General features: G+C 66.9%; 22 protein-coding genes. 16 read left to right on the plus strand and 6 right to left on the minus strand.

Going from position 1 to position 23,942, the window contains the following annotated elements:
- Position 1: 1 nt before the first annotated feature.
- The 4 genes from AC3G88_RS27345 to AC3G88_RS27360 are packed head-to-tail and all read left to right on the plus strand — an operon-like array spanning position 2 to position 3,205.
- Positions 2-1,822: a secretin N-terminal domain-containing protein gene (locus AC3G88_RS27345; protein ID WP_488773628.1), complete on the plus strand. Its 1,821-nt coding sequence runs from the start codon at positions 2-4 to the stop codon at positions 1,820-1,822.
- Positions 1,819-2,325 carry a type II secretion system protein gene (locus tag AC3G88_RS27350; protein ID WP_488773629.1) on the plus strand — a complete coding sequence of 169 codons (507 nt, stop codon included), beginning with the start codon at positions 1,819-1,821 and terminating at the stop codon, positions 2,323-2,325. Before AC3G88_RS27345 ends, AC3G88_RS27350 begins: the two co-directional genes overlap by 4 nt.
- Positions 2,326-2,745 carry a type II secretion system protein gene (locus AC3G88_RS27355; protein WP_488773630.1) on the plus strand — a complete coding sequence of 140 codons (420 nt, stop codon included), beginning with the start codon at positions 2,326-2,328 and terminating at the stop codon, positions 2,743-2,745.
- Positions 2,720-3,205, plus strand: a complete 486-nt coding sequence (locus AC3G88_RS27360) for a type II secretion system protein (RefSeq protein ID WP_488773631.1) — start codon at positions 2,720-2,722, stop codon at positions 3,203-3,205. Before AC3G88_RS27355 ends, AC3G88_RS27360 begins: the two co-directional genes overlap by 26 nt.
- 13 nt (positions 3,206-3,218) lie before the next feature.
- Here AC3G88_RS27360 and AC3G88_RS27365 read toward each other — a convergent pair whose 3' ends face one another.
- Both AC3G88_RS27365 and kbl read right to left on the minus strand, forming a co-directional pair.
- Complete coding sequence (locus AC3G88_RS27365) at positions 3,219-4,220, minus strand: L-threonine 3-dehydrogenase (RefSeq protein WP_488773632.1); 1,002 nt, start codon at positions 4,218-4,220, stop codon at positions 3,219-3,221.
- Positions 4,217-5,419 carry a glycine C-acetyltransferase gene (kbl, locus tag AC3G88_RS27370; protein WP_488773633.1) on the minus strand — a complete coding sequence of 401 codons (1,203 nt, stop codon included), beginning with the start codon at positions 5,417-5,419 and terminating at the stop codon, positions 4,217-4,219. Before kbl ends, AC3G88_RS27365 begins: the two co-directional genes overlap by 4 nt.
- A gap of 98 nt (positions 5,420-5,517) precedes the next feature.
- Here kbl and AC3G88_RS27375 point away from each other — a divergent pair, with 98 nt between their 5' ends.
- A complete protein-coding gene (locus AC3G88_RS27375; protein ID WP_488773634.1) occupies positions 5,518-6,120 on the plus strand; it encodes a helix-turn-helix domain-containing protein in 603 nt (200 codons plus the stop codon).
- Positions 6,121-6,163: 43 nt separating this feature from the next.
- On the opposite strand, the gene AC3G88_RS27380 is transcribed toward AC3G88_RS27375, so the two are convergent.
- Genes AC3G88_RS27380 through AC3G88_RS27390 form a run of 3 tightly spaced genes read right to left on the minus strand, consistent with a single transcriptional unit; the run spans position 6,164 to position 8,600 of the window.
- Positions 6,164-6,799 (minus strand): flavin reductase family protein, encoded by a 636-nt coding sequence (locus AC3G88_RS27380; protein ID WP_488773635.1) that lies wholly within the window; start codon positions 6,797-6,799, stop codon positions 6,164-6,166.
- 21 nt (positions 6,800-6,820) lie between these two features.
- Positions 6,821-7,585: a GntR family transcriptional regulator gene (locus AC3G88_RS27385; RefSeq protein WP_488894335.1), complete on the minus strand. Its 765-nt coding sequence runs from the start codon at positions 7,583-7,585 to the stop codon at positions 6,821-6,823.
- A 31-nt stretch (positions 7,586-7,616) separates the two neighbouring features.
- Positions 7,617-8,600: a polysaccharide deacetylase family protein gene (locus AC3G88_RS27390; protein WP_488894336.1), complete on the minus strand. Its 984-nt coding sequence runs from the start codon at positions 8,598-8,600 to the stop codon at positions 7,617-7,619.
- Between the two features lie 235 nt (positions 8,601-8,835).
- Between AC3G88_RS27390 and AC3G88_RS27395 the strand changes: the two genes are divergently transcribed.
- The 5 genes from AC3G88_RS27395 to AC3G88_RS27415 all read left to right on the plus strand — a co-directional run bounded on the left by AC3G88_RS27395 (position 8,836) and on the right by AC3G88_RS27415 (position 15,682).
- Positions 8,836-10,011 (plus strand): ABC transporter substrate-binding protein, encoded by a 1,176-nt coding sequence (locus AC3G88_RS27395; RefSeq protein WP_488773639.1) that lies wholly within the window; start codon positions 8,836-8,838, stop codon positions 10,009-10,011.
- 80 nt (positions 10,012-10,091) lie between these two features.
- The gene (locus tag AC3G88_RS27400) at positions 10,092-10,970 is read left to right on the plus strand and encodes a branched-chain amino acid ABC transporter permease (RefSeq protein ID WP_153948031.1); all 879 of its coding nucleotides are present in this window, start codon (positions 10,092-10,094) and stop codon (positions 10,968-10,970) included.
- On the plus strand, positions 10,967-13,579 hold the full coding sequence (locus AC3G88_RS27405; RefSeq protein ID WP_488773640.1) for a branched-chain amino acid ABC transporter ATP-binding protein/permease: 2,613 nt from the start codon (positions 10,967-10,969) through the stop codon (positions 13,577-13,579). The genes AC3G88_RS27400 and AC3G88_RS27405 overlap by 4 nt, the downstream gene beginning before the upstream one ends.
- On the plus strand, positions 13,576-15,165 hold the full coding sequence (gene ggt, locus AC3G88_RS27410; RefSeq protein WP_488894337.1) for a gamma-glutamyltransferase: 1,590 nt from the start codon (positions 13,576-13,578) through the stop codon (positions 15,163-15,165). Before AC3G88_RS27405 ends, ggt begins: the two co-directional genes overlap by 4 nt.
- A gap of 292 nt (positions 15,166-15,457) precedes the next feature.
- The gene (locus AC3G88_RS27415) at positions 15,458-15,682 is read left to right on the plus strand and encodes a hypothetical protein (protein WP_249641007.1); all 225 of its coding nucleotides are present in this window, start codon (positions 15,458-15,460) and stop codon (positions 15,680-15,682) included.
- 67 nt (positions 15,683-15,749) lie between these two features.
- Here AC3G88_RS27415 and AC3G88_RS27420 read toward each other — a convergent pair whose 3' ends face one another.
- Positions 15,750-17,105, minus strand: a complete 1,356-nt coding sequence (locus AC3G88_RS27420; RefSeq protein ID WP_488894338.1) for a cytochrome-c peroxidase — start codon at positions 17,103-17,105, stop codon at positions 15,750-15,752.
- A 252-nt stretch (positions 17,106-17,357) separates the two neighbouring features.
- On the opposite strand from AC3G88_RS27420, the gene acpA reads away from it, so the two are divergent.
- The 6 genes from acpA (at position 17,358) to AC3G88_RS27450 (ending at position 23,934) form a co-directional block, all read left to right on the plus strand.
- On the plus strand, positions 17,358-19,481 hold the full coding sequence (acpA, locus tag AC3G88_RS27425; protein WP_488773643.1) for an acid phosphatase: 2,124 nt from the start codon (positions 17,358-17,360) through the stop codon (positions 19,479-19,481).
- Between the two features lie 160 nt (positions 19,482-19,641).
- Entirely contained in the window at positions 19,642-21,072 is a 1,431-nt protein-coding gene (locus AC3G88_RS27430; RefSeq protein WP_488773744.1) for an MFS transporter, read from the plus strand.
- 311 nt (positions 21,073-21,383) lie between these two features.
- Positions 21,384-21,677: a helix-turn-helix domain-containing protein gene (locus tag AC3G88_RS27435; RefSeq protein WP_488773644.1), complete on the plus strand. Its 294-nt coding sequence runs from the start codon at positions 21,384-21,386 to the stop codon at positions 21,675-21,677.
- Positions 21,674-22,981 (plus strand): type II toxin-antitoxin system HipA family toxin, encoded by a 1,308-nt coding sequence (locus tag AC3G88_RS27440; RefSeq protein ID WP_488773645.1) that lies wholly within the window; start codon positions 21,674-21,676, stop codon positions 22,979-22,981. Before AC3G88_RS27435 ends, AC3G88_RS27440 begins: the two co-directional genes overlap by 4 nt.
- A gap of 126 nt (positions 22,982-23,107) precedes the next feature.
- The gene (locus tag AC3G88_RS27445; RefSeq protein ID WP_488773646.1) at positions 23,108-23,542 is read left to right on the plus strand and encodes a hypothetical protein; all 435 of its coding nucleotides are present in this window, start codon (positions 23,108-23,110) and stop codon (positions 23,540-23,542) included.
- Positions 23,539-23,934 (plus strand): type II toxin-antitoxin system VapC family toxin, encoded by a 396-nt coding sequence (locus AC3G88_RS27450; RefSeq protein ID WP_488773647.1) that lies wholly within the window; start codon positions 23,539-23,541, stop codon positions 23,932-23,934. The genes AC3G88_RS27445 and AC3G88_RS27450 overlap by 4 nt, the downstream gene beginning before the upstream one ends.
- Positions 23,935-23,942: the final 8 nt, after the last annotated feature.

Genomic DNA, 23,942 nt, shown 5'->3' on the forward strand with positions numbered 1-23,942 from the left:
CTTGAATGTCCCCATGCAGTTGAGCGCCATAGCCGTCAGCGCGCTCTTGCTCAGCGGCTGCGCGGCCTTGCCCGGCCGGGCGCCAGGTGCCGCACCGAACCCCGGCGCGTCGCTCGAAAAGGCCGCCGCCGACGCCGCCGCGGCGCCAGACGATGTCGCGAGCCAGCTTCGCTTTCGCGTGGAGCGCGAACAGCGCATCTGGACGCTCGTGCAGCAAGGCGCCGTGCAGCTCGATCTCGGGAACGTGGATGCCGCGGCCGCATCGTTTGCCGAAGCGCTGTCCATCGATCCTGCCAACGCGCGTGCGCTGGAGGGCGCCCGGCGTGCCGCCAGCGCACGGCCCATGGCTGCAGCGGTCGCAGCGGCACGGGCACAGGCAGACGCCAACCCGGCCGGCGCCATCGACACGCTGGACGACGCGCTGGCCACCGACGGCCGGCACGCCCAGGCACGCGCCTTGCGCGACGCACTGGTGGTGACGCAGGAACGCCAGCGGGGCCGCCCGGCGCGCACACTGGCCGCGTCGCTGCGCCAGCCCATTTCCGTACAGTTCCGCGACCAGCCACTGGCCACGGTGCTGACCACCATCTCCACGCTGTCGAAGCTCAACTTTGTGCTGGACAAGGACGTGCCGCAGGACCTGCGTGCCACGGTGTCCGCCAACGACACCTCGGTGGAGGCCATCGTTGACCTGGTGCTGTCCACCAACCACCTCGACAAAAAGATTCTCAACGACACAACGCTGCTGATCTACCCCAAGGTGGCCGACAAGCAGCAGCAATACCGCGATCTGACCACGCGCACGTTCTACCTGAGCAACGCCGATCCCAAGCAGGTAATGAGCATGATCAAGCAGATCGTGAAGACGAAAGACGTCTATGTGGACGAACGGCTAGGCATGCTGGTGGTCCGGGACACGCCTGAAGCCGTGGAAGTGGCCGAGCGGCTGGTGATCGCCCATGACCTGCCGCAATCCGAGGTGATGTTCGATGTGCAGATTCTGGAGGTCAACAACGCCGATGCCCTGAACCTTGGCATTCGCTATCCGTCGAGCATCTCCGCATCGGTTGCGGGCGCCGCCGGCAAGGCCGGCACGCTGACCTGGAACGAACTGCGGCATCTGAACGGCGACAAGGTCGGTGTCAATCTCGGCGATCCGGTGGTCACGGCCAACCTGGCGCGCGAGACAGGCCAGGGGCAATTGCTGGCCAATCCTCGCATTCGCGTCAAGAATCGGGAAAAAGCCAAGATCATGATTGGCGACCGGCTGCCCGTGGTAACGACGGTCAACGGCAATGGCGTGGTCACCGAATCGGTCAGCTACCAGGACGTGGGCCTGCAGCTCGATGTCACGCCGACGCTGTCGCAGGACGGCGAGATCAGTGTCAAGGTGGCGCTGGAAGTGTCGAATGTCGTCAGCACGATCAAGACCCAGACCGGGCTGATGGCCTACCAGATCGGCACGCGCAAGGCCGAGACCAACATGACCGCCCGGGACGGCGAAACCCAGGTGCTGGCCGGACTGCTCAACCGCAATGCGCAGTCGCGCGGTCACGCCATCCCGGGACTTGGCGATATTCCGATTCTCGATCGTGTCTTTGGCACCCGCGAGACCAAGACGACCACCACCGAACTGGTGCTGCTGATCACACCGCGCATCGTGCGCAATCTTCCCGTGCCGGCCGCGCACGTCACCGAGTTCAATAGCGGGCCCCAGGGCGCAATCACCACCGCCCCGCTGGTGCTGCAGCCTGCGCCCGCCGCCGCGCAGCCCGCGCGCGTGCCCGCCAAGCCGGGGCCATCCTTGGACTTCAGTCAATGAGATGCGCCACAACACGCCTGGGCGCAGCGGCGCGCGGGAGCGCAGGCTTCACGCTGATCGAAGTGCTGGTGACGCTGACCCTGCTGGCCACGCTGGCCATGATCGCGTGGCCGCTCGCCCGCATTGCCGCGCAGCAGAATCGGGAGGCCGAACTGCGCCGGGCGTTGTGGCAGATCCGTGAGGCAATCGACGCCCACAAGGCTGCCATGGACGGCGGCCGCCTGACGCGCATGGTCGGGGCCAGCGGTTATCCACCCACGCTGGCCGCGCTGGTCGAAGGCGTGACTGACATCCGCAACCCGGCCGGCGCCAAACTCTATTTCCTGCGCCGCATTCCGCGCGATCCGATGTGCGCCTGCCCCGGCACCCCCGACGCAGATACCTGGGGCCTGCGCGCCTACGCAAGCCCGCCCGATGCTCCCGAAGCCGGTGACGACGTCTTCGACGTCTATTCGACATCGATGGATGTCGGCACCAACGGCGTGCGTTACAAGGACTGGTAGATGGGACGTCGTATTTTCGCCAACCAACGCCGGGCCGGCTTTACGCTGATCGAACTGCTGGTAGTGCTGGCCATCATGGCCGCGTTGATGACGCTGGTCGTGCCGCGCTATGCCACCCAGACCGACCGCGCCGAAGAGGTGGTGCTGCGGCACAACCTGCTGGCGATGCGCGAGGCGATCGATCGGTTCCACGCCGATCACGGCGATTACCCGCCGTCGCTGGAGGCATTGGTGGCGCAGTCATATCTGCGCCAGATTCCGGTAGATCCCATCCTGCGCAGTACCACGGCCTGGCGGGTGGTTCCGCCGCCGATGTCGGACAGCACGGCCTACGGCCGCCCGGCACCCGAAGGCGTTTTCGATGTTCGCAGCACCGCGCCCGGCCAGACCCGCGATGGCACGCCGTTCGAGGAACTCTAGCATCGGCCGCCCGGCCGGTTTTGCATTGGTGTTGTGCCTGGCGGCCGTGGCAGTGACCGGCATCTACCTGATGAAAATCGGCGATGTCTGGCAGACCCGCGCCCAGCGCGAGCGGGAGTTCGAGCTGCGCCACGTTGGGCGGGAGATCCAGGTGGCCATCCGGCGATATGTCGAGAACGGCGACGGCAGCTATCCGCGTACGCTCGACGACCTCGTGGACGATCAGCGCGGCAGCGAGCCACGCCGATGGCTGCGTCGCGCCTGGCGCGACCCCATGACCGGCGGCGACTGGCAATATCTCCCCGCGCCCGGCGACGGCTTCCTGGGTGTCCACAGCACGTCGCCGCTTCGCCCGCTCAGGCAGTACAGCCATGTGGCCGAGGAAGCCGCCTTTGCCCAGGCCGGCAGCTATGCGGACTGGCGTTTCGCCTGGTGGCCGGGACAGTCGGGCAGCGACTGAACCCGCCCGCCCCTTATCCTGCAGCCGCCGCAGCCGCCGCCACGGCCCCCGCCCCGGCCGTTGCCCGCAGGTTCCGAAGCATGTCGTCGACCATCTCCTGCAGGCCGTAATGCGGCTGCCAGCCCCAATCCTGCCGGGCGGCGCTGTCATCGATCGAATCGGGCCAGCCCTGCGCGATGGCCTGCCGGTAATCGGCTTCGTAGCGGATCTCGAAGCCCGGTTCGCGCTTGCGGATGGCTTCGGCAATCTCGGCCGGCGTGAAGCTCATGCCGGCAAGGTTGTAGCTGCCGCGCTCGCGTACCGCTTCGCGCGGGGCTTCCATCAGCTCCAGCGTGGCGCGGATGGCGTCGGGCATGTACATCATCGGCAGGCGTTCGTCGGCATTGAGAAAGCACGTGTAGGGCTCGCCGCGCGCGGCGTAGTGGAAGATGTCCACCGCATAGTCGGTGGTGCCGCCGCCGGGCGGCGTCTTGTGCGAGATCAGGCCCGGATAGCGCACGCTGCGCACGTCCACGCCGTGATTTTCGAAGTACCAGCGGCACCAGCCCTCGCCGGCCTGCTTCGAGATCCCGTAGACCGTGGTGGGCTCCATCACGGTCTTCTGCGGGGTATTCACCCGCGGCGTGGTGGGCCCGAACGCGGCAATCGAACTGGGCCAGAACACGCGCTGGATACCATGATGGCGCGCGGCCTCCAGCACGTTCAGCAGGCCCGTCATGTTCAGGTTCCAGGCCCATTGCGGCGCCTTTTCGCCCGTGGCGGACAGCGCCGCCGCCAGCAGGTAGATCTGCGTGATGCCGTGTCGCTCGATCACCGTGGTCAGCTCGCCCCGGTCGGTGACATTGAGCATTTCGTGGGCGATGTGCACGTGGCGCCCCGTGGGCACCACATCGGACGTCACCACCTGCTCGCGGCCGTAACGCTCGGCCAGGGCCAGCGCCAGTTCCGAACCCAGTTGCCCGTTGGCGCCGATGATCAGGATCTTCGGCACCGCGTTGTTTGCGGCATCGGTCATGGAATCAGTCCCAGCTCGCGCCCGGCCTGGGCAAATGCGTCCAGTGCCGGACGCAAGGTGCTTTCATCGTGGATGGCGCTCATCTGCACGCGGATGCGCGCCTGCCCCTTCGGCACCACGGGGTAGAAGAAGCCCACCACGTAGACGCCCAGTTCCAGCAGGCGGTCGGCCAGCTTCTGGGCCTTTTCGGCGTCGTACACCATGATCGGCACGATCGGATGGTCGCCGGGCTTGATGTCGTAGCCAAGCTTGACGATGCCTTCGCGGAAGAACTTCGTGTTCTGCTCCAGCCTGTCGCGCAGTTCGGTGCTGGCTTCGAGCAGGTCCAGCACGGCGATGCTGCCGCCCACGATGGCTGGCGCGACGGTATTCGAGAACAGGTACGGCCGGGAACGCTGGCGCAGCAGCTCGATCACTTCCTTGCGGCCGGACGTAAAGCCGCCCGATGCCCCGCCCAGCGCCTTGCCCAGCGTGCCGGTGATGATGTCGATCTTGCCGAACACGCCGCGCGCCTCGTGCGTGCCGCGGCCGCGCTGGCCCATGAAGCCGGTGGCGTGGCATTCGTCGATGCCCAGCAGCGCGCCGTGCTCGTCGCAGATCTTGCGGATCTCGTCCAGGCGCGCCACCGTGCCGTCCATCGAAAAGACGCCGTCGCTGAACACGAGCTTGAAGCGCGCGCCCTCGGCGTCGGCCTGCTTCAGTTGCGCGCGCAGGTCGTCCAGGTCGTTGTGCCTGTAGCGGTAACGGCGCGCCTTCGACAGGCGGATGCCGTCGATGATCGACGCATGGTTCAGTTCGTCGCTGATCACGGCGTCTTCGGGGCCCAGCAGCGTTTCGAACAAGCCGCCGTTGGCATCGAAGGCCGAACCGTAGAGGATCGTGTCCTCGGTGCCCAGAAAACTGGCCAGGCGGCGTTCCAATTCCTTGTGCAGGTCCTGCGTGCCGCAGATGAAGCGCACCGACGACAGCCCGTAGCCATGCGTGCGCAACGCGGCGTGGGCGGCCTCCATCACCTTCGGGTGTGACGACAACCCAAGATAGTTGTTGGCGCACAGGTTGATGACTTCGCGCCCGTCCGCCGTGCGGATGGTGGCGCCCTGCGGCGTGGCAATGACGCGCTCGCGCTTGTACAGGCCCGCGGCGCGGATGGCATCGACTTCGGCGCGGATCGATGCATAAAAAGCCTCGGCACTCGACATGGCCAGACTCCCGGTGGTAGTGTCTCGGATCGTTCGATCGATAAATCGAACGTGTTCTATATATCGAACGTACTGTGTACTATAACGAACAGATGTCGATGACGCAACCCTCACCCGCCAAGCCGCCCGCCGCCGTCGATGGCCCGCCGGCGGTAGGCAGCGCCCTGCAGGCGCTGCGGCAAAGCCAGCAACTCTCGCTGGACGACCTGTCGCGCCGCGCCGGTGTCTCCAAGTCTATGCTGTCGCAGATCGAACGGAACCTGGCCAATCCCACGGTGGCGGTGCTGTGGCGGCTGGCCAATGCGCTTGGTGTGAGCCTGACGGAGTTTCTCGCCCAGGGGTCGGAATCGGCCCCGGCGCCCGCCGTGACGGTGGTTCAGGCGCACGCGGTGCCGGCGCTGAAGAGCCCCGACGGGCGTTGCGAACTGCGCATCCTGGGTCCGATCGACCTGGCCGGACGCTTTGAATGGTATGAACTGACGATCCAGCCCGGGGGCGTGCTGGCGTCCGAACCGCACGAGACAGGCACGCAAGAGCACTTGTCGGTGCTGGGCGGGGCCATGACCGTGCGGTCAGCCGGCGATGAAAAGAAACTGAAGCATGGCGAAACCGCGCGCTACGGCGCCGATGTGACCCATGCCATTGCCAACCCGGGCAAGAGCGTGGCGACGGCACTGCTGGTCGTCGTGCATCCGGGCTAAGCGGCGGGGGGTAGAAGTCGTCGATCAGGTGGTGCCGCCGGGATCACATCTCGTCGATCGCGGTTGACGCAGTCACCACGCCGGCGTCCTTCTCCAGCGAGAAGCGATCGCGCGTGGTCACATAGAAGCTGGCGCCGAAGCGGCCCACGGGGAAATATTCCTGCAGCCGCACGCGCCAGCGGTCGGTATCGATCAGCCCGTCGCGCGCATGCAGGCGCAGCACGCGGCCGATAAAGATCTGGCGGCTTTCCGTCTCCAGCGTTTCCCAGAGCCGGCATTCGAACGCCACCGGCGCCTCGGCGATGCGCGGGGGGGCCACGTCGGTGCAGGCAGCGGCCGTCAGCCCCACGTGGGCCAGTTCGCTCATGTCCGGCGGCAGGCGTTCGCCACAGCGATGCATTTTCTCGGCCATCGCCTCGTCGCTCAGGTGCACGACGAATTCCTGCGTCCGCACGATATTGGCCGCCGTATCCTTCAGCGAGCCGTCGCCCAGGCGGTTCACGCTGATCATCACGATCGGCGGCTCCTCGCCCAGCATGTTGAACATCGAGAACGGCGCCGCATTGGCCGTGCCGTCGGGGCCCAGCGTGGTGACCAGCGCGATCGGTCGCGGCACGATCAGGCTGGCCATGAGCTTGTAACGCTGATATTCGGTGATCGCGGTGAAGTCAATTTCCATCGTGTTCCTTGGTATTCCGGCCTAACGCCGGGCCAGGCCCAGCATTTGCGCCAGGCTCTTTTCGCCCTGCATGCGCGACGTTTCGATGCGCTGTTCCAGTTCGCGCAGGTGCGCCTCCATCAGCGTCACCGCACCCACGGCGTCACGCGCCTCGATGCAGGCGACGATGGCGGCGTGCTCGTCGTGCTCGCAGGGTGCGTGGCCCGGTGGCTCGTAAAGCCCCACGATCAGGGAGCAGCGCGAAACCAGTTCGGTCAGGTAGCGTTGCAGCACCGGGTTGCGTGCCAGCGCGGCAATCCGCAGATGGAAGCCACTGGCCAGCCGCGCCCACGAAGGCTGGTCAAAGCGGTGCATCGCGTCGTGCTCGTCGGCCAGCTGCCGGCGCAGTTCACGCAGATCGTCCGGCGTCACGCGCTCGACGGCCAGTTCCACCAGCACCCGCTCCATCGCCCGCCGCGCCTCGAAAATCTGGCTGGTTTCCTCGGGCGTCGGCTCGGCGATCACCGCGCCCTTGTTGGGCCGCAGCGCCACGATGCCGTCGTGCGCGAGCTTTTCCAGCACACGCCGCACCACGGCCCGGCCCACGCCAAACAGCGTGCATAGCTCTGGTTCGGGCAGCTTGGTGCCCGGGGTCAGCCGGTGGTTCAGCACGCCGTCGAAGATCGCCTGGTAGATGCGGGTGTCGGCGTCCTGCCGCTCGTCCGGTGCGTCCGGGGCGGCCGAAGTCGCCGGTGGACGCGGTTCCTCCGCCCTCGGGGCGGCTTTCCTTGCAGCTTTGGATGACATGGCGTCGGTCAGGGAAACAATGCCCATGATGTTAGCGCGCGGCGGCACTGGCGCTATCCAGCGCCAGGGGTACCTGGGCGTCCATGGCGTCGCAGATCGCGCCTGGTGTCGTCAGCCAGACCTCGCCGTGCGACCGCCGCGCGGCAATGTGTGCCAGCGCCCGGCGCAGGTGCCTGAGCCGGTACGGCTGCCCCACCAGATACGGATGCAGCGCGATGCCCATCACCAGCGGTTGCGGGTGCTGCGGATGGTTGGCCTGCAGCAGCATTTCATCGAACTGGTCGATGATCATGTCGGCGAATGCCGCGCCGTCAAGCTGGCGGGCGATGATCATCGGAATGTCGTTGAGCTCCTGCGGGTACGGGATCGACCAGAGCGCCCCGCCGTTGCGCGTCTGCATGCGCACCGGCCGGTCGTCGTGGGCCCAGTTCAGCGTGTACCGGTAGCCGGCTTCGGCGAGCAGGTCCGGCGTGACCAGCGTTTCGGAAATCCAGGGCGACAGCCAGCCACCCGGTGCACGACCGCTGTGTTCGCGGATGCGGTCGCGGCAGTGCACCAGCAGCGCACGCTCGCCAGCCTCGTCGAATTCGCTCTGGCGGTGGGCATTCGTATGGCCATGGCCGATCAGTTCGTCGCCACGCGCCAGGCACGCATCGAGCACCGCCGGGCAATGATCGTAGATGGCCGTGTTCAGGATCACGCCGGTGGGCATATCGAGCTGATCGAACAGTTCCAGGCAGCGCCATACCCCCACCCGGTTGCCGTACTCGCGCCAGCTGTAGTTCAGCACGTCGGGCTGCGGCGATACCGGGCCCAGGTTTGCGCCCAGCCCCTCGCCAAACGCGAAGTGCTCGATATTGAAGCCGAGATAGACGGCCAGGCGCGCGCCATTGGGCCAGCGGAACCCATCGGCGTCGGTGATCGGGCGGTACGGAAAACGGCCGTGATGGCGCAACGGACCGAACGACGGCGCCGCCGCCTGCGCCGCCGCCAGCGGACTCGGATTGAAGGTCATGAACGCGTGCCTTTCTTCTGGTTGGTGCATCCGCCCCCGGAACCGGCACCGCCTTCGTGCGCGATGCCCGATTCCGATCGTATGCATGGATGTCACGTAATCGTTCGCAAATTGCGGGCCAGATCGTCTACGTATGGAAATGCCGGTTGTCCGGGACTTTCCGGGTGATTCGTCAACGCGGTGGCACGGCTCTTGCGAGACAGCCCGCCGACACCCACCCATCCGGAGATCTGCCATGTTTCGTCCCCAACGCCGTGCACTGATCGCTGCCGCTGCGGCCGCCTGCGCCATGACCGCCCTGCCCGCGCATGCCGCCGACACCATCAAGATCGGCCTGATCACGGCGCTGTCGGGCCAGTCTGCCCGGGCCGGCGAATCGCTGACGCGCGGCATGACCATCGCCATCGACGAAATCAATGCCAGGGGCGGCCTGCTGGGCGGCCGCAAGCTCGAGCTGGTGCGCCGCGACGACGAAGGCAACCCGGCCAAGGGCGTGCTGGCCGCGCGCGAACTGATCTACAAGGAGAAGGTGGCCGTGCTGTTCGGCGGGCTGGACACGCCGGTCTCGATGGCCATCGTGCCGATCGCCAATCAGGAGAAGGTGCCGTTCATGGGCCCGTGGGCCGCCGGTACGCCGATCACCCACAACGGCGCGAATCCGAACTTTGCGTTCCGCGTCTCGGCCGTGGACGAGGTGGTGGACAAGGCGATGCTGCAGTACGCACAGAAGGCGTTCAACGCCAGCAAGCCGGGCCTGATCCTGGTGAATAACCCGTGGGGCGAATCGAACGAGAAAGGCATCGTGGCCGCGATGGCCGCCAAGGGCGGCAAGCCGGTGGGCGTCGAGAAATTCGAGGCCAACGACGTGGATGTGGTGCCCCAGCTCGGCCGCCTGAAGGCTGCCGGCGCCGACGTGCTGCTGATGGTGGGCAACGTCGGCCCGTCGGCACAGGTGGTCAAGTCGCTCGACCGCATGGGCTGGAAGGTGCCGGTGGTGTCGCATTGGGGCCCGGCCGGCGGCCGCTTCACGGAACTGGCGGGACCGAACGCGAAGAACGTCCACTTCGTGCAGACCTACAGCTTCTTCGGCACGCCGTCGCCGGTCAGCACGCGCGTGGTCAACGACCTGAAGGCCAGGTACAGCGACGTGAAGGGCCCGGACGACATCACGCCGGCCGTGGGCGTGGCCAACGCCTACGACGCCACGCAGCTGGCCGCGCTGGCCATTGCCAAGGCCGGCAGCACCAAGGGCGACGCGGTGCGCGAGGGCTTCTACAAGATCGACCGCTACGAGGGCCTGATCAAGACCTACGTGAAGCCGTTCTCGCCCCAGCAGCATGACGCGCTGACCGAGAACGACTACGTCTGGGCCCAGTTCATCGACAACCGGATCGTGCCCGTGAAGCCGTAAACGCGCGTTGCCGGGCGATGGTTGCGCCCCGCTTCCGCCATGCGGCAGCGGGGCCAGAACGTAAATAGAAGGACATCACCATGTTATGGATATCCGCCCTCATCAGCGGGCTGGGCCTGGGCAGCATGTACGGGCTGATGGCGCTGGGGTTTCACATCACCTACGCAGTCTCTGCCACGGTCAACTTCGCGCAGGGCAGCTCGATGATGCTGGGCGCCGTGCTCACGTACACGTTTGCGCAGACGCTGGGCTGGCCGATGCCGCTGGCCATCGTGCTGGCACTGGCGCTGTGCGCGCTGTACGGCCTGGCCGTGGAATTCCTGGCCGTGCGGCCGTTTGCCAGCCGGGGCTCGAACGCCTGGCTGATGGCCACCGTGGCACTGGGCATCGTGCTCGATAACGTGGTGATGCTGTGGTTCGGCACCGAGCCGCGCAGCCTGCCGTCGCCACTGGCCGCGCAGTCGGTACAGCTGGGCAGCTCGGGCGTTGGCGTATATCCGCTGCAGCTGGTGATTCCGGTGGTCGGGCTGGTGCTGGCCGCCGTGCTGCACGTGGTCCTGCGCAAGTCGCGCTGGGGCGTGGCCATGCTCGCCGTGGTACAGAACCGCGATGCGGCACGCCTGATGGGCATTCCGATCCGTCGCACCATAGCCGGCGCGTTCGCGCTGTCGACGCTGCTGGCCGGTATCGCCGGCGTGCTGATTGCCCCGCTGTTCAATGTGCAGGCCGACATGGGCACCGTCTTCGGTCTCAAGGCGTTCGCCGTGGCCATTCTTGGCGGGCTGTCCAGCGCCTGGGGCGTGATGGTGGCCGGCCTGATCTTCGGCGTGGCCGAGGCACTGGTGACCGCATCGCTCGGTTCCAGCTACACGCAGATCATCACCTTTGCCCTGGTCATCGCGCTGCTGGCGCTGCGCCCCGATGGGCTGTTCGGACGCGCGGAGGTACGCAAGGTATGAGCGAAGGAACAAGCCAGGGCATGAGCAAGACCATGCCATCCACGGTATCCACCGCACCGCCGGCCAACCCGGCACGCCCCGCCGCGCCATGGCTGGGCCTGGGTACGCCGCTGCAGATTGCCGCCATGTGCGCGGTGCTGGCCGCGGCCGCAGGCCTGACCCTGACGCTGAACGGCTATTTCGTATTCGTGATCGCCGGCGTGGCAATGCTGGCCATCTGCGGCGTAGGCCTGAACCTGCTGCTCGGGCTGACCGGCCAGGTGTCGTTCGGCCACGTTGGCTTCTATGCGATCGGGGCCTACGCGGTAGCCATCCTGACCGGCCAGGCGGGCTGGAGCTTCTGGTCCGCATGGCCGGTGGGCGCTCTGGTGGCCGCCGCGCTGGGCGGCCTGCTGGCGCTGCCCGCGCTACGCGTCAAGGGCCCCGGGCTGGCGATGGTAACGATCGCCTTCGGCTTCATCGTCGAGCACGGCGCCGTGGAGTGGCGTGGCCTGACGGGCGGCCAGAACGGCCTGATGGGCATCGCGCAACCGTCGCTGCCCGGTGTGGACGGCGGCGAGCGTGCGCTGGCGCTGATCGCCATCGCGGTACTCGGGCTCGCGCTGGCCGCCTATGCGCGCATTGCGCGCGGCAGCTGGGGCGCCGCCATGCGCGCGGTGCGCGACAGCGAGACCGCGGCCGCGTCGATCGGCGTCAACCCGCTGGTCGTGAAGACGGTCGGCTTTGCGTTCTCGGCGGCGCTGGCCGGCCTGGCGGGCGGCCTGTTCGCGCCGCTGCAGGGCATGGTCACGCCGGGCATGTTCTCGTTCCTGCAGTCGATCCTGTTCGTGCTCGTGGTGATGATCGGCGGTGCCGGCACGGTGGCCGGGCCCGTCGCGGGCGCGGTCGTGGTGGGCCTGCTGCCTGAAATCCTGTCCAGCCTGGAAAACCTGCGCCTGCTCTGTTTTGGCGTGCTGCTGCTGGTGGTGCTCTGGGTCGCGCCAAGCGGCATGGTGGGGGTGGTGACGTCGGCGTTCCGCCGCCTGCATCCTGCCAGGCCGGCCGGCCACGACGCCGTGGCTGGCGCCATGCTGCCGCAGCGCGAGGCCGCGCAGCGCCGGGGGCTGTCGGCGCTGGGCCTGTCGATGGTGTTCGGCGGCGTGCGCGCCGTTGACGATCTGTCGTTCGACTTGCCGCCGGGCCAGGTGACCAGCCTGATCGGGCCGAACGGCGCCGGCAAATCGACCGTGCTCAACATGCTGTCCGGCTACTACCGCCCGCGCTCCGGCGGCCGCCGACTGGGCGCGGACGCGCTGCCCGCGCGCGGCGCGTGCCACAGCGCGCGCCATGGCATCTCGCGCACCTACCAGACCACGCAGCTGTTCACCGGCATGAGCGCGGCCGACAACGTGGCCATCGCGCTCACGCGCGGCAGGCTCGGCACGCTGCTCGGCATCGCGGGCTTCACGGCCCCGGCCGTGCGCAACGAAGCGCGCGCCTTGCTGGCCGCCTGCGGCTATACCGGCGACCCCGATGCCAGCGCGGCCGACCTGGCCCACGTGGATCGCCGCCTGGTGGAAATTGCCCGGGCGCTGGCCACGCGGCCGGCCGTGCTGCTGCTGGACGAACCCGCAGCGGGACTGTCCCGCGAGGACAAGGCCACGCTGGGCCGGCTGTTGCGGCGGATTGCCGACAGTGGCATCGCGGTCGGCCTGGTCGAGCATGACATGTCGCTGGTGATGGATGTGTCCGACAGCATCGTCGTGATCGACGCGGGTCAGCACCTGTGCGCCGGTACGCCCGACGCAGTGCGTGCCGATCCGGCCGTGCGCCGCGCCTATCTGGGCGAGGCGTCGGGCGCCCCGGTACGGCGGCGCGGCCGGTCGGTGGACAACGCCGTGCCAGCGGAAGTGCTGGGCGTCAGCGCCCTGCGTGCCGGCTACGGCGCGGCGCCGGTGCTGCACGATGTGGACCTGCAAGTCCGCGAAGGCGAGATGGTGGCGCTGCTGGGCGCCAATGGCGCGGGCAAATCCACCCTGATGCGTGCGCTGTCGGGGCTGCATCGTCCCGTACAGGGCGGCATGACGTTCGACGGCACCGATCTGGCCCGGCTCGACGCGGCGAAAATTGCCGAAATGGGCGTGGTACTGGTGCCGGAAGGCCGGCAGGTATTCCCCGAGCTGTCGGTGCTCGACAACCTGCGGCTGGGCGCCTTCCCTTCGGGCCGCATCTCGCGTGCCGAAACCATGCGCCGCATCGAGACCATGTTCGCGCGCTGGCCCCGCCTGCGCGAGCGCCAGCACCAGCGTGCGGGCCTGCTGTCCGGCGGCGAGCAGCAGATGCTGGCCGTGGCGCGCGGACTGATGTCGAATCCGTCGGTGCTGCTGCTCGACGAGCCGTCGCTGGGCCTGGCGCCGAAGGTGATCGAGGAACTGTTCGCATCGCTGGACGCGCTGCGCGAGGCATCGATCACCATCCTGCTGGTGGACCAGATGGCGGCGCTGGCCCTGTCGCTGGCCGACCGCGCCTACGTGCTCGAAGAAGGCCGCGTGGTGGCCAGCGGCGATGCCGAGGCGCTGGCCCAGGACCCGGCGCTGGTACAGGCCTACCTGGGCGGGCAGCACGCATGAAGCATCTGGCCACTTCCAGCGCGGGCATGGTCACCAGCCCGCATGCATTGGCAAGCGAAGCCGGCCTGGAGATCCTGCGCGCCGGCGGCAATGCCATCGAGGCCGCCATCGCCATCGGCGCCACGCTGTCCGTCACCTATCCGCACTTCACGGGCCTGGGCGGCGACGCCTTCTGGATCGTCAGCGATCAGGCTGGCAACGTGCGCGCGCTCTCCGGCATCGGACAGGCCGCGGCCACACTGCCCGACTACGGCGACGCGATCCCCACGCGCGGCGCCGCGTCGGCCATCACGTCGGCGGCCACGGTCGACACCTGGGACCGTGCGTTCGCCATCAGCCGCGACCAGTGGGGCGGCCAGCAATCGTGGAAGCAGCTGTTCCAGCGCGCCATCGCGCTGGCGCAGGAAGGCTTCGACGTCACGCCGTCGCAGCGATTCTGGCAGGCCTTCCGGCGCGCGGAACTATCGGACTGGCCCGGCTTTGCCGACATCTTCATGCCCGACGGACGCCTGCCCCGGCAGGGCAACCGCCTGCGGCAGCCCGCCCTGGCCCGCAGCCTTGATCGCATCGCGAACTTCGGTTCGCGCGAATTCTACGAAGGCGAACTGGCCGAGCGCATCGTCGCCGGGCTGCGTGCCGCCGGGTCGCCACTCAGGCTGCAGGACCTGGCCCGCACCGCGGCGCGCGACGAAGCGCCACTGCGCGTGCCATATCGCGGCGGCGAACTGCTGAGCCTGGCACCACCGACGCAGGGCGTGACCACGCTGCAGATCATGGGCATCCTGGAACGCTTCGACGTGGCCGGCATCCCCGAAGGCAGCGCGGACTACTACCACCTGCTGGTGGAAGCCGTGAAACAGGCGTTTATCGAGCGCAACCGGCACGTGGCGGACCCCGAGTTCGCCGCCGTGCTCGCCGATGCGATGCTGTCGCCGGCGCGGCTGTCGGCGTTGGCCGCGCATATCGATATGCGTCACGCGATGCCCTGGCCGCATGTCTATCAGCATGGCGATACGGTCTTTCTTTCGGCTGTCGATCGTCAGGGCCGCTGCGTGAGCGTGCTGCAGACCGTGTATTTCGATTGGGGCAGCGGCGTGGTGGCGGGCGACACCGGCATCCTGTGGCACAACCGGGGCGCCGCATTCAGCACCGATCCCACCCATCACAACGCGATTCAACCGGGCAAGCGCCCTTTCCATACGCTGAATCCGGGCATGTATCTGCGCGACGGCAAGCCGCGGCTGACGTATGGCACACAAGGTGCCGACGGCCAGCCCCAGACGCTGGCGGCCGTGCTGACACGGCTGATCGACTATGGGATGGATCCGATGCAGGCGCTGTCCCGGCCCCGGTTTCTGCTCGGACGCACGTTCTCCGACACGCGTGACAGCCTCAAAATCGAGGCCGATGCGGGCGACGATGTGATCGCCACGCTGTCAACCCGCGGTCACGAAGTCAGCGTGATCGACGCGCAGAGCCCGTTGGCGGGCCATCCGGGCGCCATCGCGTTGTACGACGACGGAAGTTGCGCAGGCGCGCACGATCCGCGCAGCGACGGCATCGCCATGGGGCTGCAAGGGGCATAGACACGGGATCGGAAACGTCAGGCATCATCTGGGCATCCGGGAGAAAACGGCAACGCCCCGCGTGACGCGCACATGAAGGCCCTGCGTTCTGTAGCGGTTTTGTATCGGGCAGGAACCCCTGCCGCGCATGCCCGTCCAATGCCTTAACTGTCGACTGGCCGTCACGATGCGATGCAGCGTGCAAGCGCCGGCGCGATGGTCCACAATCCCGTCGGAGGAACGCACCGGTCCCAGCGGCCCCGCGTTCCCCATGTCCCCCAGCAACCGCTCCCCTCTCGCCAAGGAGAACACCGTGCTGAGCCCACATGAACTTGCCACGCTGATGTTGATCGGCAATGGTCCACATACCCGCGACGATACGTCAAGCATCGCCGCACGCGAAATCGACCCCGTCGATCTCGATGCACTGATCACCCGGCAACTGGTGATCCTGGAATCCGAACAGGGCAAACGTCCCTGCCCGCAAATCACCGCGCATGGCCGCTCGATGCTGGCCGCGGTGGGCCGCCTGAACTAGCGGCCCCCTCCCTTCCATTGCTGCCCGCCGCCGATGCGGTGTGATGTATCGCGTGAGGCCGCCATCTTCAGGGTTGCGCCGGGGGCTGATAGCCATCGGTCAGCGTCTTCAGGAACGCGATCACGTCGCGCATTTCCCCCTCGGTCATCAGCGGCTTGTCGCCCGGCTTGCCGCCAAACGGCGCTTCCATGTTGATGTTCGCGTGATACTGCGCCGGCAGGTCGTCGAACTTCCGCACCCTGCCGTCCGCGCCGCGCGGATACCACTTCTGGGGCTTTACATCACGCTCGGCGTAGAAGTGCAGCACCTCGTCCAGCGAGTGGAAGATGCCGTTGTGGAAAAAGGCGTGGCGCAATGCCACGTTGCGCAATGACGGGGTACGGAACAGGCCGCAGTAGTCGGCACGGTCCTTGAGGTCGGTCCGGTCCGGGCCGCACAGCCCCATGTCGAAGAATGCCGGGTCGGCATTGCCCGCCAGCTTGCGATTGCGCGGCACGCCCACGGCGATAAAGCCGAAATCCGAGAACGCGGGGAATGCGCCTTCCCGGACATCGCCCGGGTGGCAGGCGGCGCAGTTGCCCTTGTTCGGATCGTTGAACACGCGCAGGCCGCGCAGTTCCGCCGCATCGAGCTTTGCCTGGCCGCGCAGCACCGCATCGTACTTGCTGGTATAGGGATAGAACTCCGAGGGCGTCTGCTGGAAGGCCTCCAGCGCCATCAGCACCGCGCTGAACGCGGTGTCCTCGTCGTCCAGCACGTCCTGGCCCAGCACCTTGCGGAAGGTTTCGGCGTGCGGTCCGTTGCGGATGCGCTCGACCACCACCCGTGGCTCGCCGTTGGCCATCTCGTGCGCGGACAGCAGCGGGATGCGGGCCTGATCGTGCGTCGATCCGGCGCGGCCGTCCCAGTTGTGGCCGCCGGTCGGGCCCTGGTCCTCGGCGTCGTTGCCGTCGTTCTCGTGATAGTGGTCGGTATAGGCCGGGACGTTCTGCACATAGCGCAGCGACGGCGCCGCCCGCACGCCGGTGCGCGCCATGTCCGCACCGCCCAGCTGCACCGACAGGTTGTTCGGCGGCCCATAGGCATGCGCGGGGCTGTGGCAAGTGGCACACGACTGCTTGCCCGATGCCGACAGCGCCGGATCGAAGAACAACGCCTTGCCCAGCGCATTGAGCCGCGCGATGTCGGGATGCCGCTCGGCCATCATCGCGTAGAACGGCTTCGGGCCTGCGGCCCCAGGCACGCTGGCCATTGCCGGCGGCGGGGGCGGGGTCTTTCCGATGGCCGTTGCCGGCGCGGCATCCTGTTGCCCACACCCCGTCATCAGGCCGGCCAGCAGCACGATCAGCAGGCTGCCCGCCACGCGCAACCAGGTGAAGAGCGACGGGAACGCGGCGTTCCACAACAGCGGCGGCAAGCTCATGACGGAATGATGGCGGCGGGATGACGATGGATGGCGCAAGAGGCTATGCCGGATGCATGACATCCACGTGACACTTCACGAAAACGACACGCCGGCCCCTGACAACGCGGCGCGGTACAGGTGTATCGGATTTCCCTACGCCTCATCATCAATCTGACACATGGCAGGCCCACACTCGCGGCGCACCCAGGCAGTACCCACAAGCTTCATCGCAGCACCGCAGTCATCCCACATATAAGAAAGAGGAAAGCCATGAGCTGTAATACCCGTCTGTGGCCGCTGGCCGCATTGGCCGCCGCATGCCTGTCCGCCTGTGGCGGCAACGATTCCGGCAGCAGCACCGCCACCCCCGCCGCCACCACGTCGGGCGTCGTCACTGGCAGCTACTTCGAGCACGCCAAGGTCTGTATCGACGCCAACAACAACGGCGCGTGCGACAGCAGCGAGGCCTCGGCCTTCACCGACGCCAAGGGCGCCTTTACCGTGAATGGCCAGGGCCCCGTTGTGGCCGAAATCGGCACGGATGCGTTCCGTAACGACGACGCCGGTGGCCATGCCGCCGTGACGCGCAAGCTGGTGTTCCGCGCGCCGGCCAGCGCCAATGGCGTGGTCAGCGCCATCTCCACCGAACTGGCCGCGCTGATGGACGGCAACGGCGGCAACCTCGACGCCGCGCGCAGCCAGCTGGCGGATCGCCTTGGTGTGGCCGCGGACAAGCTGCTGGAAGACCACAACAAGGAAACGGACGGCAAGATCAAGGCCGCGCTGCAGGGCGAGATCGAGCAGGCCATCGACCTGATCGCCAACGCGGTGGCCGCCGGCGGCAACATCGCCACAGCCGTCAAGAACGGCGTGGCCCAGCGCGTGGCCATGAACAACATCAAGACCGTGGTGGTGATCTACGCCGAAAACCGCGGCTTCGACAACCTCTACGGCCTGTTTCCCGGCGCCAATGGCATTCCGGGTGTGAACCCGAGCGCCGTCGGCACTGTGACCCCGCAGAAGGATTTCGACAATTCGACGCTGGCGTCGCTGCCGCCGACCTGGGGTGGTTTCACTGCTGCGGGCCAGTCCGTGACGCTGCCTGAAGTCAATACGGTGGGCTGGGCCAACAAGCCGTTCCGCATCGACGATCCGCTGGGCGTCAATGCTACGGGCGTGGTGGTGAACCAGAACGTGGTCACCCGCGACCTGGTCCACAAGTTCTACCAGAACCAGATGCAGATCAATGGCGGCAAGAACGACAAGTTCGCGGCCTTCTCCGACGCCGGCGGCCTCACCATGGGCTACTACGACGGCAGCAGCATGGCGATGTGGAAGGTAGCCAAGGATTTCGTGCTGGCCGACAACTTCTTCATGGGCGCGTTCGGTGGTTCGTTCCTGAACCACCAGTACCTGGTCTGCGCCTGCGTGCCGACCTACCCGAACGCCGATACGTCAGTGGCAGCGAAATCGATCGCGGCCGTGGCCGCTGACGGCAAGAGCCTGCAGCTGACCGGTACCAGCTCCCCGAGCATCCTGTCCGCCCGTGCTTCGTACGTGAACGACGGCGCCATTACGCCGAAGGACCCGGCCACCGGCCTGTTCTACGCCGTGAACACGATGCAGCCGGCCTTCCAGCCAAGCGGCAACGCGCCGGCCTCGACCGATGCCACCAAGCTCCTGGCCGACCCGAACGCCGCCAGCACCCTGCCGCCGCAAACCCAGGACACCATCGCCACCTACCTCGACAAGCGCGGCGTGGACTGGGCCTGGTACGCGGGCGCATGGAAGACCGTATCGGCCGATCGCACCAAGATCTACAACAACACGACGCCGAACTTCCAGGCCCACCACCAGCCGTTCAACTTCTTTGCTGCGTTCAGCCCGGTTGACCATGCCGACTACCGCACGGCCCACCTGAAGGATTTCGACAGCCAGTTCCTGGCCGATGCCGCCGCAGGCAAGCTGCCGGCCGTGACGTTCTACAAGCCGCAGGGCAACCTGAACCAGCACGCCGGTTACGCCAACGTGGCCGACGGCGACGCCCACATCGTCGACGTGATCCAGCAGCTGCAGAAGAGCCCGCAGTACAAGAACATGCTGATCGTGGTGACCTACGACGAAAACGGCGGCTTTTACGACCACGCACCGGTGCCGAGCGCCGACCGCTGGGGTCCGGGCACGCGTATCCCGGCGATTATCGTGTCGCCGTTCGCCAGGAAAGGCTTCGTGGACCATACGCAGTACGACACGGCATCGATCCTGCGCTTTATCACGCGCCGCTTCGCCCTGCCGACGCTGCCGGGCCTGAAGCTGCGTGACGACGCGCTGGTGGCCAACGGCAAGCCGGCCATGGGCGACCTGACCAACGCGCTGTCGTTCCCGGCGCAGTAAGACAGGCATCCGCCGACGGCTTGGGGGCGGCCCGCGCAAGGGGTCGCCCCTTTTTTCGTGGCGGACGCTGGCGGGGCGGCGTCGGCGGATCGCTGACAGGCAGCCGATTCCGGAGTGGCTATAGTCTTGTGAGTGCCATCCCAGCGCCAAGGAGCCCGTCATCGCCGCCTGGCATTCCGATATCCCCGCCCGCCTGGACCGCCTGCCGTGGTCCGCCTGGCACTGGCGCGTCGCCATCGCCCTGGGCATCGCCTGGGTGCTCGACGGCCTGGAGGTGACCCTGGTGGGCGCCGTCGGCGCTGTCCTGTCGCGGCCCGACACCCTCGGGCTCGATGCGACGCAGGTAGGCTGGTCCGGCTCCATCTATATATCCGGGGCGGTCATCGGCGCGCTGCTGTTTGGCCGCCTGGCCGACCGGCTGGGCCGCAAGAAACTGTTCCTGGCCACACTGGCGGTCTATATGGCGGCCACCCTGGCCACGGCCTTCTCTCCCAATTTCGCGTTCTTCGCCGTCTGCCGGTTCCTGACCGGACTGGGCATCGGCGGCGAATACGCGGCCATCAACTCGGCCATCGACGAACTGATACCGGCCCGCGTGCGCGGGCGTGTGAACCTGGCCATCAACGGCAGCTTCTGGATTGGCGCGGCACTGGGCGCCGGCCTGAGCCTGGTGCTGCTGGACCCGCGCGTATTCGGCCCGGTATGGGGCTGGCGCGTCTGCTTTGCGCTGGGCGCGGTACTGGCCGTGGCGATCGTCCTGATCCGGCGGCATGTGCCGGAAAGCCCGCGCTGGCTGACGACGCATGGCCGTCACGACGAAGCCGCGCGCGTGATTGACAGCATCGAATCGGAAGTGGCGCGGCGGCATGGCGGGTTGCCGGCCGTGGACACAGCCGCCACGGTGGCCTACGCCGGCAAACCCATTCCGACGCTGGGCGAGATCATGCGCCTGCTGCTGCGCCGCTACCGCACGCGAAGCGTCGTCACGTTCGCGCTGATGGTGGCGCAGGCGTTCTTCTACAACGCGATTTTTTTCACCTACTCGCTGGTACTGACCCGGTTCCAGGGCGTGCCCGAGGAACGCGTGGCGCTCTATATCTTCCCGTTCGCGCTGGGCAACGCGCTGGGCCCGCTGGTGCTCGGCCCCCTGTTCGACCGGATCGGACGGCGCAGGATGATCGCCGTCACCTATGTGCTGTCGGGCGTCGGCCTGGCCGCCACCGGCTGGGCGTTCATGCAGGGCTGGCTCGATGCACGCGCCCAGGCCCTGTGCTGGTCCGCCGTGTTCTTCCTGGCGTCGGCCGCGGCAAGCTCCGCCTATCTGACCGCCAGCGAAGTCTTCCCGCTGGAAATGCGCGCCCTGGCGATTTCGGTGTTCTACGCCGTGGGCACGGGCACGGGCGGCTTCGTCGCACCCGTGCTGTTCGGCATGCTGATCGAAACCGGCAGCCGGGGCGCGGTGGCCATTGGCTACGGCATCGGCGCCGCGCTCGTGATCGTGGCCGGCCTGCTGGCGCTGCGCTTCGGCGTCGATGCCGAGAGGCGTGCGCTGGAGGATATCGCGCCGCCGTTGGGGGCGGAACGCGATTGACGACGCCCCGGAATTTTTGAGAACCGTCCCATTTCCATGACGGTATCCGGACTGCAGACTGTCCCTTGACCGCGCAATCCCGTGCGGCCAGACACAGGAGATCGCCATGCAGACCCCGCATCCGGGCCAGGCCGCCCTCAGTACCGAGTCCACCGAGCCGACCCAGCCGGCCAAGGAAAGGATCGGCCAGTGCCGGCTTCCGCCTGCTGCGTCCTTATCTTAATACATAAGATCGTGTAAATATTTATGTTTACACATAAATCTCTCTCGTATGCTATGTTAATAAATAGAACAGGCCTGCGACTCGCCTCATGTCCGATTTCGACCACCAACTGCGCGCGCTTCGGAAGCTCCGGAAACTCTCTCTAATGGAGGTGGGCCGATTGATCGGCATGGCCAGTTCCAACCTCTCCGTCGCCCTGAGCGGCAAGCAGGATGTGCGCGCTTCGACACTCGATGCGATTGCCTCTGCGCTGGACGCCGAGTGGGTGCTGGTGCCCAAGGAGCATCTGGCGGAGGTTCGGCAGACGCTGGCCGGCAAGGCTGCCGGACCTGACAGGGGCGCCCCGACTTCCGTCGATTTGCTGCTCGGGGATGAGGCATGAGCGACGAACTCCGGCCGCGCTATCTGTCCGTGCACTTGCACGGCGTACTCTGCGGCTACCTCTGCGAAGCCGGGCGAACCACGCGCTTCGTGCCTGGCGAGCAATTTCGCGGCGATCCCGGCCGGCCGACGCTTAGCCTCTCGCTGACCATCCCCGGCAACGAACCGTTGACTGGCACCATCCTGTCGAATCCGTTCCACCCTGCGGTCTACAACGTCGGCGGCGAACTTCCCCCCTACTTTGCCGGGCTGCTGCCCGAGGGCGAACTGCGCAAGCGGCTGGAGGCCACGCGTCACCATCCCGATGATCGCGACGACTTCGGCGTGCTGGCGGCGGCCGGCGAAGATCTGCCCGGTGCCTTGACCGTGCGCCCGGCCAATCTGGACACCCTGCCCGATCATGTCCGCACCATCGGCGTGACGGGCGGCGCGGACAACCTCGAGATCGCCGTCGTGGAAGGCGCGACCGAAGGTGCCGCCTCGGTGTCCGGCGTGCAGAACAAGCTGGCGCTGTCTACCGCGCACGCAGGCCGGCGCTACACCATGCCCACCCACGGGCGGCTGTCCGACCTGATCGCCAAGCTGCCGGCACGCAACGACGACAGCCAGATCTATAACGAATACGTGTCGATGCAACTGGCCCAGGCAGCCGGCGTGGCGGTGGCCGTGTGCCGGCCGCAGCCGCTGGCGGCCATCGATGTGCCGGGCCTGGCCGATGCGTTGGGCGCGGACCTGCACTTCCTGGCAGTGGACCGCTTCGATCGCGAGCCCGGCGGCCGGGTCCATGCCGAGGACGGCTGCCAGATCCTGACGCGCATGCCGGCACGCAAGTACGCCGGCAACGACGCCTACGTGGCCATCGTCCGGCTGCTGGACCGGCTGAGCGTACGCGGCATCGAGGACGTCCGGCAATTTTTCATGCGGCAAGCCGTCCATACGCTGCTGGGCAACAGCGACGCTCACCTGAAGAACTTCTCGTTCCTCTATCGCAATGGCACGATGCCCGAGCTGTCGCCGGCCTATGACATCGTCAGCGTGGCCGCCCTGCCGGGCTTCGCGGCTTTCGGACAGAACGTCGCCATCGATCTTCTGCAACGCAGCCAGACACTCGAAACCTACCGGGACTTCGCGCGCGAAGCCCGGATTGCCGAGCGCATCGCCGTCGCAGCCGTGAAGGACGCCGTGACCATGGCCCAGGAACGGTGGCCCGCGCTGCTCGATTCGCTGCCGGCGCCAGTGGCGATGAAATCCGTGGTGCTCGAACGACTGCGCACCCTGCCGCTGGCATTGCTGCGCCGGCGATAACCGGGTACCACAATGCGGGACGCATTTTGAGACACGTCCCATTTTTTTCTGCTTGACGGCGGCCCAGAATGGTTTCGTCGGGCGCGAATCGCGCCGGCTTAACCAGACAATAGAGGGGTCAATCTCATGCAATATCAAGCAGAGCAGCATGTTGCGTTGAAGGACGTGGGGGCTGTGACGACGGACTACCCGCACGACGCGCAGTCGCGTGAAATAGAGAAGGACGCCGATCCGGCAACCACATTGGGACTACGGAAACTGGCACCCGGCGAAACCTGCTCGATCATGGATTTGAAGGGGTGCCTTGCTGGCCGCAGGCCCCCGCCAAGCCGGCAAGACATCGCGCAAGCCGTGGACGACGCCGAGTCACCTGACATGCACGATGCCGACCCAACAACGACACTTGGCCTGCCCCCTCTCGCTCCGGGGCAAACCTGCTCCATCATGGACTTGAAAGGATGCCTGGCGGGCCGCAGGCAGGGCTCGCCCCTGACGGACGACGAAATCGAAGCGGCCATTGATGCCGAAGTCTGTGCAAGGTATCTCCGGAGCTTTGCATGATCGGGCTGGATACCAACATTCTCGTCCGGTTCTTTACCCGGGACGATCCCATCCTGACTGCCAAAGCAGACATGTTGATGGCGTCGCTTTCACGAAACGCTCCGGGTTACGTTGCCATTGCTGTACTGGTGGAACTGATCCGTGTCATGAGGAGAATCCGTGGAGCAACGCGATCAGAAGTGGCCCGCGTTCTCGAATGGCTGTTGAAAAGCCGGGAGTTGGTCATCGAGTCCCATGCCATCGTGGAGTCGGCGTTTCTCCTATTCAGGGAGACGTCCGCAGATTTCCCCGACTGCCTGATCCAGCGGACCTGCCAGAGCGCCGGCTGCCATCACACGGCCACCTTCGACCGCAAGGCCGCCCGTGTCATCGGCATGAGGCTGGCGCTATGAGGCATCGC

The organism is Cupriavidus sp. 86D6 (genome assembly GCF_057815095.1).